The following is a 13,385-nucleotide window of genomic DNA, read 5'->3' as shown; positions in this document are numbered from 1 at the left end:
CCAGGGGTTTGATCCGATAAATAGAGATCAAATGATTGATGGCGTTGGAAATGGCTATATGAAAGAGTACGGGAAGCATGGAGAAAAGCTTCTTGGGGCGTTTCCAAAGGGGCATTCAGTTGCATCTCTGGGTAATATGGATGCGGCGACGTCGCCCAACGGAGACAATGAGACGAAGCACGGGCTGTCCAATCCAATGGATCCGATATCACGGGTATAGTTTGATATCGGATGCAAGGAAGCAAGTGCGCGTGGACGGTTCACCGAACGGAAACAATGACACCGATGCGTGGGAGTAGCCGTAGCATGTTGTTTGGGATGCGCCATCTTCCGGACAGGAGTGGTGGGTGGGGACAGCTACTGGGCGTCGGGCGCGATGAAGGGAGCGCCGAACCCGCCTCTCTGAATGCCATCCAGTCGATCAATGATTCTTTCATGACGTTCTCACCTGCCGTGGAAACTTCAGGCCGGGGATTTACGTTCATCCTGGGCTTGGTGATCGGATGTGCCGGCGTGAGCATGGTTCTGTCGCGGGTAGTGATTGGAGGAATACTCTCAAGGGCGGATTTTTGGCCTTACCTCGTGGGTGTCTATGGAGTCATCCTGCTGTTTGCGGGTGCGTTCTTTGCTTGGTCGATTTCCTCTGCAACACGTCTCTCTGCGCCTCCCGTGGTGCTGAGCAGGCGGCTAAGAAAGTTCTTCTGTTGGGTTGACCGGAAGAACGGCTGGGTCAGCATCGACTACGATGCGGCGCAGCCGATCTCCATGGTCTCCAGGAGCTACAGCCTGGCCGGCGCCGCCACCGGCTATGTGCTTGCCGTGGTCGATATTGAGGCGTCCGATCGTCGTATCCGTTCGTACGTTCCCCTGGCACAACCGTATCGTGATGATCGTGCGCCCGGGATGATCTGGGAATTTATTCGTCATTACATGGACGGCGACCCGGAAACATTGCCGCCTGCGGACCCGCTACCGCCTGCGGATGATGCCCGGGCGGACCATGTGCTGCTGGATCGGCGGTTGTTCGACGGGTTGGTGGATGCGCATCACCGCGTCAAGCCGGGCGCGTTTCCGATGACGTATGTGTGTGTGGCAGGTGCCCTGATGTACTGGTTCGAGCGCGCCGGGCTCTGGATATGGCGCATCGCCCCCAGGCCGGAGTGGCCGCCGGAGATCCGTGCCGAGATGTCGATGCCCGCGCCCGCGAGCTCGTTCCGGACGCGGCCTCTCACCGAGGCGGAGCGTCTTGCGTATGCGGGCAAGCTTGGCTATCTGAACCGACGTTGGTTCGTGCTCGGCGCCATTTGCACGGTGATCGTGTTCATGATGTTTGCTGTTCTGGGCATCCCACCATGGTTTGCATCACCGAATTGATTGATTCGATTTGGAGCTTTGGGATGATTGAAGTGGAATTCAGGCTGATAGAACGAGTTAACTGGATTTGGATTTCGGTTGATTCTTGAATTTTTACGCAATGTGCGGGCTTGATTCCTGTTAGGTAAATTTCAATAGATGGGACTGTAGGCCTGGTCGACGCAGACGCGGCCGTTCTTCAATCAAATGCAATGAGGAACATGCGCATGGATAGCTCACTGGATGGAAACAATGACACCGATGCGTGGGAGTAGCCGCAGCATGTTGTTTGGGATGAGTCATCTTCCGGATAAGAGCGGAGGGTGGGGGTGGTTGTTGAAAGCGCACGATGGAGCCGATTCCGCCGTGCCGGCCTCTCTTAACGCCATACACTCGATCAATAACTCTTACATGGCGTTTTCACCGGCTGGTGAAGCCTCAAGCAGGGGGTTTGCATTTGTTCTTGGGTTGGTGATTGGAGGTGTTGGCATCAGCATGTTTCTTGCCGACGTTGTGCTTGGAGGCGTCATTTCCAGGGAGGATTTCTGGCCAAATCTTGCTATAGGCTACGCAGTCCTGCTTGCGATTGCCGGTGCTTTCATCGCTTGGTCGATGTTCTCTTTGAGACGCACTGCAGCGCCTCCCGTGGTGCTGAGCAGACGGCTAAGAAAGTTCTTCTGCTGGATTGACCGGAAGAACGGCTGGGTCAGCATCGACTACGATGCGGCGCAGCCGATCTCCATGGTTTCCAGGAGCTACAGCCTGGCCGGCGCCGCCACCGGCTATGTGCTTGCCGTGGTCGATATTGAGGCGTCCGATCGTCGTATCCGTTCGTACGTTCCCCTGGCACAACCGTATCGTGATGATCGCGCGCCCGGGATGATCTGGGAATTTATTCGTCATTACATGGACGGCGACCCGGAAACGTTGCCGCCTGCGGATCCACTACCGCCTGCGGATGATGCGCGGGCGGACTATGTGCTGCTGGATCGGCGGTTGTTCGGCGGCTTGGTGGATGCGCATCATCGCGTCAAACCGGGCGCGTTTCCGATGACGTATGTGTGTGTGGTAGGTGCCCTGATGTACTGGTTCGAGCGCGCCGGGCTCTGGATATGGCGCATCGCCCCCAGGCCGGAGTGGCCGCCGGAGATCCGTGCCGAGATGTCGATCGCCGCGCCCGCGAGCTCGTTCCGGACGCGGCCGCTGACCGAGGCGGAGCGTCTCGCGTACGCGGGCAAGCTTGGCTATCTGAACCGACGTTGGTTCGTGCTCGGCGCCATTTGCACGGTGATCGTGTTCATGATGTTTGCCGTGCCTGGCATCCCGCCGTGGTTCTCGGAGCTGAACCGCTGACTGTGCCCAGGCGTGCCCAGACAACCCTCCGTGTGGTGGTGATCATCACGATTGCCATCCCGACGATCACGGATGCCCAACGGGAACGTTATCCGCACCCGCATTGACGTGCTTCGCCGGGTCGCGTTCAGCAGGGTAGGCCGAGCGTGCCAGCGAACGCATTGCGATGAAAGCTTGGGCTTTGCGCTTCGCGCGTGACCTGCTGCAGCTCACGCCTTTACATCGCGGGGCAGGCCGGATCCTTCCCGGTGACGTTGGCACAGACGCGGCGGCGACATTCCAGGCCTTGCAGGGTATTGGCGCCCGGACAGCGGCGCAGCTGTGCCTGGATGCCGGACTCGGTCGAGGCCGACTTCTTGCTGGCGACCTGGTCGAAGGCGGTGCGCTCGTCTTCGGCACGCTGTTGCTGGTCGGCTTCGATCTTGGCGATCAGGTCGTCCATGGTGCGCGGTTGCTGCGCTGCCGGCTTGGGCTTTTCATCTTCCTTGATGATGCCGAGCAACGTGCCGAGCAGGTTGTCGTTTTCCTTGCCCTTGGTGCCGGCACGCGTCGCTGGTTGCGCCCTGCGCGCAGGCGCAGATGCAGTCCGGCTGGCGGTTGCGGGGGAGGGCGTGGCGCCGGCTGCCGCCGGTGCCGCAGTGTTGCCGGGGTCGGCGAGCGCATCGAGCGGGTTGCCCTGCGCGGTGCCATCGGTGTCAGGGGCATCGACGATCATGGCCGCGCCATCGTTGGGCGCAGCAACAGGTGCGATGGGATGGCCGGTCGGGGCGCTGCTCTCGGGTGTCAGCGAGTACTCGTCCTGGTCCATGCCGGCACCGCCGCGCATCAGCGCCCACGCCAACAGCGCCACGATGACCAGCACCGTGGCGGAGACAATCCACCACCACTTGCGATGGCCATTGCTGCTGGCAACACTGGGCGCACGCGGCGACGCGGCAGCCTGCCGGCCTTCCATGTCAGCCAGGATCCGTCCCGAATTCGGGGCTTGGGCCTTGGTCTGCTCTCCCCCTGAGAGAAGACTTGGCCGGTTGATTCCGCCATTATTCAAGTGCATCCAGCCCTTGGTTTGAGTCGGCTTCCGCCGAAGCGAATGGTGCATTCTTAGGGCATGCTTTTCGGCGCGTCAACCTGTCGGTTTCCATGGAGGATCAGTGTCAGTAGTTGCCGGTGTAGCGATTGCGGCTTTTTTGTTGGCGGCCTTGGTGTGTTGGGCACTGCTGTTTCCGGATGCAGTTGCGCGATTGCGCGAGCGCTTCCGAGCAAAGCAGATCAAGTCTCACAGCGTGGGTGCGGTTCGTCAGACAAAGGATGAGACGCCCATCGCCAAATCACGTATTTCATTTCGTGAAGAGCGACATGGTCTGCGGGGTTGGTTGATGCGGCATTGGGTCGTCCTGACAACTGCGCTTGCGTTGTTGGCGGTGCCGCCGCTGGTCATCCTGTTGTCGCGGCAGACCGTCGTGCTTGCGGATTTCCGCGGCGACGACCTGTCCGAGTCCGGCTCGATGGTGGCGCAGCTGCTGCGGGGAGAGCGCCTGACACCGCCACCGCCGCCGCCGCCCGAGGTCTTCACGACGCAGGAAGTCCGTCGTCTACGCCCCGAGATCGTGACCGCGGACCGCAAGTGGGAGCAGATCGACGCCGATCTGCAGCAGCGCGTGTTGGCCATCTACGAGGTCATGCGGCGCCAGTACGGCTACGAGATGGTGTTGATCGAGGGATACCGCAGTCCCGAGCGCCAGGCCGAGCTGATGGCCGGTGGCAAGGCCACGCGTGCCGGTGCCTGGCAGAGTTGCCATCAATACGGGCTTGGCGTGGACAGCGCGCCCATCCGCGATGGCAAGCTGCAGTGGGACATGAACGATGAATGGACACGCCGTGGGTATTATCTATACGGCGAGCTGGCTGAACAGGCAGGGCTTGATTGGGGCGGCAACTGGCGGAGCATCAAGGACTACGTTCACGTCGAGATGTCTGACAGATGCAAGGCAGCAAGGGCCATCAAACGTGCGGAGTTGTCTCAGCAAGGGTGATAAGAACACCTGACTGCTGGTATCGTTTCGCGAGGATGAGTCGGGTTGCTGCGACGCGGCGATGGAAAGACCGGTTCACACAGGATCAGGGAGCGTGATGTATGGCACGACCTTTCATAGTTGTCGGTGACAAGCTGTCCCATGGCGGCAGCGTGGTCTCTGGCGCGGAACACACCGACGTCGCGGGAAAGCCGGTGTCGCGGGTGACCGACCGCGCCGTCTGTGCGGTTCATGGGGCAACCACCATCGTCAGTGGCGATGACACCGTCATCATCGACGGTCAAGCGGTGGCGCGTGAAGGCGACAGCACCGCCTGTGGGGCAACATTGATTTCCTCGCAGACCACGACTGGCCTGGGTTGAACCCGGCGATCACAGGAGCGCGCATGGAGCATAGCGACTGATGGCGGGATGGACGGGCAAGGCTGCTTCGGTGCTGCTGGTATTCATTGCCACCTGGGGCAGCGCGATCATGTATTGGCGCAGCACCGGTGCCACGCCGAGCGGCATGGACATGCTGCTGTACCTGGGGCTGTTGCCGGCGGGCGTGAGCAGTGCCGGCTTCATGGCGACCGGCTTGCTTCGGCAAGGGGCCGACAAGGCCTTGGAGAAGGCCACCCGCAGCCCTGACAACGATGCGGCGCCGGTTGCGCGTGAGGATGGCGTGAAGGCGGCTGCCGCCGCCGCGTTGACCGCCGGCCAGATCAACCTGGGCGTGGGCCTGGATGCGCCGGCATTGCTTGCGGCTGCAGCTGCACCGCCGCGTCCTGCCTTGAGTGCACGGTTCCGTGATGGCCAGAACCTGCCGGTGCGCGTGAGCGAGGCCGCGCAGCTCGATGAGTTGGAAGTGCTCGGCGAGCGCGAGCAGGGCATCGATACCACCCCACGCGAGCGCCGGGCGCTGGCCCTGCTTGCGCCGGTTCTGGATGAGCTGTTGGGCGAGGCGGCGATGGCATTGCCCGTGCTCGAGGCCCGCGAGGAAGTGGTGGTCGCCGGGCTGCGCCGCAACGATGAAGGTCGCGTGGACAACGTGCTCACCATCGAGTTGCTGGTCGCGCATGGCTGGTCCGATGCGTTGCTGCATTGGGTGCGCGATTGGCTGATGCAACGGGTGCTCGAGTTCGGCGTCGATGGACGCCGGTTCGACGTGGCCGTCACCATGGTCGGGGATGACAATCAGGCGTGGCGCCACCTGCATCGGCTTGCCGATGCCTTGTCGCGAACACCTGACCGATGGCACCTGCTGCTGGCGTGTGACTCCTGCATCGACCCGGACGTCATCCAGGGCTGGCTGGCCAATGGCGTGCTGGCCACGGCCCGTCACCCGGAAGGCCGGACGCCGGGCGAAGGCGCCGCCGGCGTGCTGCTCGCAGGTCCCGGCATGGCCACCGAAGGCAACGGTTGCCTGTGGCCGCCGCTTGCGCTGGAGGCCGATGCCACGCAGGTGGCGCGGCCGGCCGAACGTCGGCGCCACCTGACCACTGCGGCGAGCCAATGGAAGCAGTCCTTGCCGCAGGACGAACACAGCGTGCAGTTCGTCCTGCACGATGCGCGGCAGGGCAGTGACGGCGTGGTGGATGCCGCGCTGGCGGCGTCGGCCTTGAACCCGGACCTGGAATTCGGCGCGGGCAACCTGTCGCTGCCGGCCAGCGCGGGCGAGCTGGGGCCGGTGCTGCCAGTGGCGATGCTCGCGCTGGCATTGGAACAGACACGACGAAACACCGGGCCGGTGCTGCTACTGGCCGGCACCGAAGCGCAACAGCGTGTGCTGGCACTGGTCAGTGCCGGCAGCACACCTCAGGCGGCTGATCTGCCGTCGACTACTTGAACCTGGATTCCCCCGCATGAGTTTGAGCAACTTCAGCTATTACCTGCGCGACTACCGGCTATGGATGTTGGTGGGCCTGATCGGCGCAGGCGGACTGGCCTGGTACGGCGAGGCCGAGGCGCGCGAGATCGGCATCTGGGTGGCGATCGTGCTGGGCGCGCTGCTGTTGCTGGCGTTGATCGTGTGGATCATCAAGCGGATATTGGCGCGGCGCGCGGCCCGGAAGGTCGAGGCGCTGGTGCAAGGCGAGGCCGACCGTGCGGTTGCCAACGCCCAGCCCGCGCAACGCGGTGACACCGAGGCGCTGCGGCAGCGGATGATGGATGCCGTGAAGCAGATCAAGTCCTCGCGCATGGGCGTGCTGAAGGGCAGTGCGGCGCTGTACGAGCTGCCGTGGTACGTGATCATCGGCAACCCCGCCGCCGGCAAGAGTTCGGCCATCCTCAACTCGGGGCTGCAGTTCCCCTTCGAGGACAACCGCAGCAACGTCGTGCAGGGCATCGGCGGAACGCGCAACTGCGACTGGTACTTCACGACCAACGGCATCGTGCTCGATACCGCCGGCCGATACTCGGTGAGCTCGGAAGACCGGATGGAATGGCTGACGTTCCTCGGCCTGCTGAAGAAGAACCGCCCGCGCGCACCGATCAACGGCGTGATCATCGCCGCCAGCATCGCCGAGCTGTCCGGCGGGAAGCCCGAGTTCGCGATGGAGCTGGCCAAGAACCTGCGCCAGCGCGTGCAGGAGATCACCGAGCAGCTGGAAGTGTTCGCACCGGTGTACGTGCTGTTCACCAAGGCCGACCTGATCGCCGGTTTCAGCGAGTTCTTCCGCAACCTTGACCCGGGTGAGCGCGAGCATGTGTGGGGGGCGACGCTGCCGTTCGATGCGCACCAGCAGACCGACGCCTTGGCCGCCTTCGACACGCACTTCGATGAGCTGGCCGATGGCATGAAGGAAATGGGCCTGACCCACATGGCCATGCAGCGCGGCCGCGAGGTATCCCCGGGCCTGCTGTCGTTGCCGCTGGAGTTCGTGGGCATCAAGCCGGCGCTGCGCACCTTCATCGCCACGCTGTTCGAGGACAACCCCTACCAGTTCAAGCCGGTGTTCCGCGGCTTCTACTTCAGCAGCGCGTTGCAGGAAGGCCGCTCGGTCCACCATGCCTCCGAACGCGTGGGCCGGCAGTTCGGCCTGCAGCGTGGCTCGAACGAGGACGTCGCGCCCACCGGGCAGACGGCGTTCTTCCTGAAGGACCTGTTCCGCAAGGTGATCTTCGCCGACCGTGAACTGGTGCGGCAGTACTCCAGCCCGCACCAGAACCGCCTGCGCTACGGCGTGTTCCTCGGTGCGGTCGGCGTGCTGGCCTTGGCGCTGGGCATGTGGACCTGGTCGTACACCACCAACGCGCAGCTGGTGGAGAACGCCACCAAGGACCTGCAGCAGGCCGTGCAGGTGCAGAAGGACCGGCTGGACCTGAAGTCGCGCATCGATGCGTTGCTGCTGCTGCAGGACCGCATGGAACAGCTGGACCGTTACCGCAAGGAAGGCGGCATCACCACCAGCCTGGGGCTGTACCAGGGCGATGCGATCCGCGAGAAGCTGCTGCGCGAATACAACCACGGCATGCAGCAGGTCATGCTGGCGCCGACGGTGTCCAACCTGGAGAACTACCTGGGCCAGGTGGTCGCGCAGCGCGACAAGCTGGGACAGGCCGGGCCGGCGGTCGCCGACGGCGAGGTGCTCTACCAGAATGCATCGCCGACCAATACCAATGACGCGTACAACGCGCTCAAGACCTATCTGATGCTGGGTAATCCCAAGTATGTGGAAGGCGCGCACCTGTCACAGCAGCTCACCCTGTTCTGGCGCAACTGGCTCGATGCGAACCGCGGCCAGATGAGCCGCGAGGAGATGGTGCGTTCGGCCGAGAAGCTGATGACCTTCTACGTGGCGCAGGCCGACAAGCCGGGCTGGCCGCAGGTCCAGAACCGGGTCACGCTGGTGTCGGACAGCCGCGAGGCGCTGGGCCAGGTGATGAAGGGCCAACCGGCGATGGAGCGCGTGTTCGCGCAGATCAAGGCGCGTGCCGGCGCGCGCTTCGGCACGGTCACGGTGGACAGCCTGATTGGTGAGGAGCGCAACGGGCGCCTGATCAACGGCAACTACGCGATTTCCGGTGCCTTCACCCGCAAGGCATGGGAAGACTACGTGCAGGACGCCATCAAGGAAGCGGCCAACACGCAGCTGAGCACCACCGATTGGGTGCTGGGCACCACCGAGCAGAGCGACCTGTCGCTGGCGGGCAGCCCTGAGCATGTCTCGCGTGAACTGGTGGGCCTGTACAAGCAGGAGTACGCCCGCGAGTGGGGCAAGTTCGTGAAGGGGCTGAGCATCGCCGAGTTCACCACCTTCGACCAGGCTGCGGCCAGCATCAACCGCCTGGGCGATGCCAGCACCTCGCCGTTGCGGGTCCTGCTGGAGCGCATCAACGAGGAGACCGTGTGGGATAACCCCGCCGCGCAGGCGCAGTCCAGCAAGGCCCGCAAGGGCTTCGTGGCGTGGTTCCAGCGCACCATCCTGCGCAAGGACCCGGCCGCCGCTGCCGCGGCGCAGCCGGTCGGGCCGATCGGCAAGGCGTTCGAGGGCATTGCCCGCCTGACCACCGAGCGTGGTGACCAGCCGGCCGTGATCAAGGCCTATTTCGAAGCGCTGGGCAAGCTGCGCGCCCGCCTGAACGCAATCAAGAGCCAGGGCGACATCGGCGTTGGCGCGCGCAAGTTGATGCAGGACACGCTGAGCAACGAGGGCTCGGACCTGAGCACGGCGCTGGCACTGGTGGACGAGCAGGTGTTGACCGGGTTGGACGACAGCCAGCGCGAGGCGCTGCGTCCGTTGCTGTTGCGTCCGTTGACGCAGACCTTCGGTGCCTTGGTGGCGCCGACCGAGGCGGAGGTCAACAAGACCTGGAAGGCGCAGGTGTACGACCCGTTCAAGGCGCGCATCGGCCAGCAGTATCCGTTCAACCTCAATTCCGACGTGGATGCGGCGGCCAGTGACGTGGCCACCATCTTCGGCGCCAGCGGCAGCATCGCCAGCTTCAACAAGGAGGCGCTGGGGACGCTGGTCATCCAGCGCGGCCCGTTGCTGGAAGCGCGCCGCTGGGCCGGGCAGGGCATCAACCTGTCGGCCGAACTGGTGGCCAACTACGGCAACTGGGTGGGCGGTTCGGTGGCGGGTGCCGCGCAGGACAGCACCATCTTCGAGATCCTGCCGTCGCCGGCGGCCGGCGCGGTCGAATACACCATCGAGATCGATGGGCAGTCGCTGCGCTATCGCAACACGCCGCCGCAATGGACCACCATGCAGTACCCGAACGTGGGCCAGATCCCGGGCGTGAAGATATCGGCGGTGACCGGTGACGGGCGCACCGTGGAAGTGTTCAACGCACCGGGCACCAATGGCTTCAAGCGCCTGATGTCCGAGGGCAAGTACGAGCGCCTGGATGACTCCAGCCGCATCACCTGGGAAAGCGACGGCGTGGCGGTGACGGTGGAGATGCGCATCGTGCGGCGCGCCGGTGCCGGCACCGATGGCGGCGATTGGCAGCGTGGGTTGCAGCTGCCGGAGACGGTGGCGGGCGGCATGCCCGCCGCGCGGCCGGCGGCACAACCGGCGGCGGCAACGACGGCGGTGCCACAACAAGGAGGTGGGCAATGAGTCGCGCGGTGAATGCCGGGGTTTCCTATTTCGGGAAGGTGCCCTCGCGGGGAGACTTCGTCCGCACCACGGACAACCACCAGTTGCTGGGCTGGCTCGACCGCTGGGCGGGCGAGAGCCTGGAACTGCTGAGCCAGAGCCCGGACTGGAAGCAGCGCTATGACGCGGCGCCGGATATCCACTACGCCTTCCTGGGCTCGCGCAGCAAGACCGTGCTGTGCGGTCACCTGCTGGCCAGCCGCGATGCATCGGAACGTCGTTTCCCGTTGTTGTCGGTGGTTCGCCTGGATGCAACCGACCCGTTGCCGTTCATCGGGCGCAGCCCCTTGGCGATGTCCAACGCGTGGTCCGGGCTGGCGCGGTTGGCGCGCCAGGCCTACCAGGACGATGACGCCACCGAGGCGCTGTCCAGGCTGGGCGAGGCACGTTTCAGCATCAGCACCGAGGTGGGCGACTACAACGGCAGCTTCCAGGACTTCCTGGAAGGCTGCACGGTGGGGGAGCTGGAACAGCGCCTGCGCGAGGCCGGCCACGGCGACGTATCGCTGAAGCACATGCTGCCGGCGATGGGCATGCTGCTGCAGCCGGTGCTCAGCGGTGGCGACGTGAACATCGACAAGGCGCTGGTGCTGCCGCTGGCACGCGACGCGGTCTACCGCCCGCTCATCGCCGCGTTCTGGCTGGACATGATCTCCAGCTTCGTCAGCCGCGGTGACTTCGAATTGTCGGTGCTGGTGCGCAACGATGCGACGCCCACGATGGTGGTGGGCTTCAACGGCGCCGACCGCCAGGTGCTGCGCGCGGTGCTCGACCCCAGCGACGACAGCGGGTTCCTGATCCACCTCAAGCATGCCGAATGGGTGGAGGAATACCTCGGCAGCGACTACAACCTCAACCGGTTGGGCAGCTTCCTGGACCGCGATGACCTGGCCTTGGCCACCGCGCGCAAGCTGTTCGGCGAGACTTTCCTGGGAACCTGACGATGGCCTCTTTCAGAAACACCGGCGTGGCGATGCTCCTGATGCTCGCGGCTGCGCCCTTGCTGGCGCAGAACCCGGCGCCGCCCGCCACCTCCACCGGGGAGCGGCCGGTCGTCATCGAAGGCGTCGTGCCCGACCAGGCCACCAAGGCCAAGCTGCTCACCAACCTGCGCGCGGTGTATGGCGCCGACCGAGTGGTCGACCGCATCCAGGTGGAAAGCATCGCCACGCCGCCGAACTGGGGCGATTACGTGGCCGGGATGATCAACCCGGGCCTCAAGCGCGTGTCGCCCGGCAAGCTGGAAGTGAACGGGCAGGCCGTGCGCATCAGTGGCGAGGTCGGCAACGAAGCCCTGCGGCAGCAGGTGGTCAGCGACCTCAGCCTGGCCAGCAATACCTCGTACACGGTGACCAACGGCCTGAAGGTGGGCTCACAGCAGAGCGTGCTCGACCAGACGCTGGCCAACCGCATCATCGAGTTCCAGAGCGGCAGCGCGAAGCTCACGCCGTTCGGCATGAGCATCCTGGATGAAATGGTGGCCAAGATGGCGCAGATGCCGGACAGCCGCTTCCTGATCATTGGCCACACCGACAACGTCGGCCAGCGCGAATCCAACCTGGCGCTGAGCCATGCGCGTGCGTTGGCGGTGAAGAACTACATGATGGGCAAGGGCATTCCGTCCAGCCACATGGACGTGCTGGGCAAGGGGCCGGACGAACCGGTGGCTGACAACACCAGCAACGACGGTCGCGCACGCAACCGTCGCATCGAGTTCAAGATCCAGTAAGACTTCGGTGACGCGGAGGGCTCAGTAGCCCTCCGTGTCCTGGTTGACGTCGAGCATCTCTTCCATCTGGTCCAGCGTGGACTGGTCCTTGACCACGCGCTTGAGCCATACGTGCAGCGGCATTTCGCCCCAGCGCGCCGCCTTCTCGGCTAGGTAGGCCACGGGACTGTGCGGCTCGGTGCGGCGGAAGAACTCGGCCACCTGGCGCAGCTGCTGCAGGGCTTCCTTGCGCGTCGTGGGCGCGCCACCGACGGGGCGGGGTGCCTGGCTGGCCGGGGCCTGGGCGGTGGGAGCCGCTTGGGCGAACACATCGTGGTCGCCATCGTCGGGGGCGTGGACCTCGCCGTCGAGCAGCATGCCCGCATCACGCGCGAAGCGCTGCGCGGTGCGCTGGATATGGTCGAGCTGTTCCCGTACGGCGCTGAAACTCGGGCCGTCCATGCCGAGGCGGTTGTCCACCGCGGTCTGCAGGTCGGACAGCGCCGCCGTGCATTCGGGCAGGGTTTCGATCAGCTGGCGGTAGAAGTCATGGCTGGTGTCGCGGCGCGCGGCCTCGAGCAGGTCGAGGCTGGGGCGGCCGTCATCCGGTTCGCCACTGTTGGCGCGGGCGTGGGCATGTTCGTAGTCGGCGATGCTGAAACGGCCCTGCGGTGCAGCCACGATCGGAACGATGCGAAGCCATTGCAGCGAGTTGGCAAGAAGCCAACTCAAGTTGCCAATGCGTTCTTCCTGGTCGCCATCGTAGGCCAGCGGGTGCACGTCATCCCAATAGCGGTCACACAGGCCCGCGATGGTGCGGAAGCCGCCCGAAAGACCTACGAAGCCATTCAACTGGGTATTGGCTTCACACAGCCAGCCGGCCAGGCGCAGGTCCTTGGTACGTGTCTGCAGCAGATCGGTGCAGTCGCGCAACACGCCCTGCCAATCCGCGTACTTGATGTCTGTTTGCCATGCCCCCTGGTCCAATGTGGGGTCATCGGCGCGACGTTTCTCGATGATCCGGTCAAATTCGGCCGAGAAGGAAAGGTCTTCGCCCGTCGGCGCGTGGTCCGAAATCGGGGCCAGCAGGGCATCCTGATCCAGCATGGCAAGTCTCGCTATGGGTTGTCAGGCGATTCTAGCGTGGGCTGTCGGGTTGAGTGCTAGGGTGTCACCGGATAGCGATGCTCTGCACGAAGCGTGGGTGTCACTTCTTTTCGCCTGTTCAGTGATTTGAAATTTCCGTGAAGAGTGCTCGTACATCCGTATGTCGCGAGTTCTGGTAAGTTTCGCGGCAGGACTCCGACAATGTTCCGCTGGAAGCGGGGATTGTCATGACATATGGACACGA

10 protein-coding genes and 1 pseudogene are annotated in these 13,385 nt (G+C 64.1%); 9 read left to right on the top strand and 2 right to left on the bottom strand.

What is annotated here, in order from left to right; genetic code table 11:
* The 3 genes and pseudogenes from AC06FE_RS19380 to AC06FE_RS19370 form a co-directional block, all read left to right on the top strand.
* A pseudogene (locus AC06FE_RS19380) lies at nucleotides 1-220 on the top strand (hypothetical protein); the annotation flags it as partial.
* An 86-nt stretch (nucleotides 221-306) separates the two neighbouring features.
* Nucleotides 307-1,374: a hypothetical protein gene (locus AC06FE_RS19375; protein ID WP_478073969.1), complete on the top strand. Its 1,068-nt coding sequence runs from the start codon at nucleotides 307-309 to the stop codon at nucleotides 1,372-1,374.
* Nucleotides 1,375-1,686: 312 nt separating this feature from the next.
* Nucleotides 1,687-2,706 carry a hypothetical protein gene (locus AC06FE_RS19370; RefSeq protein WP_478073968.1) on the top strand — a complete coding sequence of 340 codons (1,020 nt, stop codon included), beginning with the start codon at nucleotides 1,687-1,689 and terminating at the stop codon, nucleotides 2,704-2,706.
* Nucleotides 2,707-2,923: 217 nt separating this feature from the next.
* Here the strand turns inward: AC06FE_RS19370 and AC06FE_RS19365 are convergent, their stop codons facing one another.
* Nucleotides 2,924-3,661 (bottom strand): hypothetical protein, encoded by a 738-nt coding sequence (locus AC06FE_RS19365; protein ID WP_478073967.1) that lies wholly within the window; start codon nucleotides 3,659-3,661, stop codon nucleotides 2,924-2,926.
* Nucleotides 3,662-3,857: 196 nt separating this feature from the next.
* On the opposite strand from AC06FE_RS19365, the gene AC06FE_RS19360 reads away from it, so the two are divergent.
* From AC06FE_RS19360 to AC06FE_RS19335, 6 genes are all read left to right on the top strand, one after another.
* Nucleotides 3,858-4,739 (top strand): M15 family metallopeptidase, encoded by an 882-nt coding sequence (locus AC06FE_RS19360; RefSeq protein ID WP_478073966.1) that lies wholly within the window; start codon nucleotides 3,858-3,860, stop codon nucleotides 4,737-4,739.
* 101 nt (nucleotides 4,740-4,840) lie between these two features.
* Complete coding sequence (locus AC06FE_RS19355) at nucleotides 4,841-5,101, top strand: PAAR domain-containing protein (protein ID WP_478073965.1); 261 nt, start codon at nucleotides 4,841-4,843, stop codon at nucleotides 5,099-5,101.
* Nucleotides 5,102-5,141: 40 nt separating this feature from the next.
* Entirely contained in the window at nucleotides 5,142-6,566 is a 1,425-nt protein-coding gene (locus AC06FE_RS19350) for a hypothetical protein (RefSeq protein WP_478073964.1), read from the top strand.
* A gap of 16 nt (nucleotides 6,567-6,582) precedes the next feature.
* The gene (gene tssM / locus AC06FE_RS19345; RefSeq protein WP_478073963.1) at nucleotides 6,583-10,287 is read left to right on the top strand and encodes a type VI secretion system membrane subunit TssM; all 3,705 of its coding nucleotides are present in this window, start codon (nucleotides 6,583-6,585) and stop codon (nucleotides 10,285-10,287) included.
* Nucleotides 10,284-11,267: a type VI secretion system-associated protein TagF gene (gene tagF / locus AC06FE_RS19340; RefSeq protein ID WP_478073962.1), complete on the top strand. Its 984-nt coding sequence runs from the start codon at nucleotides 10,284-10,286 to the stop codon at nucleotides 11,265-11,267. Before tssM ends, tagF begins: the two co-directional genes overlap by 4 nt.
* 41 nt (nucleotides 11,268-11,308) lie before the next feature.
* A complete protein-coding gene (locus tag AC06FE_RS19335; protein WP_207911834.1) occupies nucleotides 11,309-12,055 on the top strand; it encodes an OmpA family protein in 747 nt (248 codons plus the stop codon).
* A 21-nt stretch (nucleotides 12,056-12,076) separates the two neighbouring features.
* Here AC06FE_RS19335 and tssA read toward each other — a convergent pair whose 3' ends face one another.
* The gene (tssA, locus tag AC06FE_RS19330) at nucleotides 12,077-13,141 is read right to left on the bottom strand and encodes a type VI secretion system protein TssA (RefSeq protein ID WP_478073961.1); all 1,065 of its coding nucleotides are present in this window, start codon (nucleotides 13,139-13,141) and stop codon (nucleotides 12,077-12,079) included.
* Between the last annotated feature and the right edge of the window lie 244 nt (nucleotides 13,142-13,385).

The organism is Stenotrophomonas sp. Steno-C18 (assembly GCF_056393195.1).
This window is presented reverse-complemented; position numbering and strand designations above follow the sequence as displayed.

Coding starts and splice junctions, on each gene's coding strand:
- AC06FE_RS19375 (WP_478073969.1), top strand. CDS start 307: ATGTTGTTTGGGATGCGCCATCTTCCGGACAGGAGTGGTGGGTGGGGA.
- AC06FE_RS19365 (WP_478073967.1), bottom strand. CDS start 3,661: ATGGAAGGCCGGCAGGCTGCCGCGTCGCCGCGTGCGCCCAGTGTTGCC.
- AC06FE_RS19355 (WP_478073965.1), top strand. CDS start 4,841: ATGGCACGACCTTTCATAGTTGTCGGTGACAAGCTGTCCCATGGCGGC.
- AC06FE_RS19350 (WP_478073964.1), top strand. CDS start 5,142: ATGGCGGGATGGACGGGCAAGGCTGCTTCGGTGCTGCTGGTATTCATT.
- tssM (WP_478073963.1), top strand. CDS start 6,583: ATGAGTTTGAGCAACTTCAGCTATTACCTGCGCGACTACCGGCTATGG.
- tagF (WP_478073962.1), top strand. CDS start 10,284: ATGAGTCGCGCGGTGAATGCCGGGGTTTCCTATTTCGGGAAGGTGCCC.
- AC06FE_RS19335 (WP_207911834.1), top strand. CDS start 11,309: ATGCTCGCGGCTGCGCCCTTGCTGGCGCAGAACCCGGCGCCGCCCGCC.
- tssA (WP_478073961.1), bottom strand. CDS start 13,141: ATGCTGGATCAGGATGCCCTGCTGGCCCCGATTTCGGACCACGCGCCG.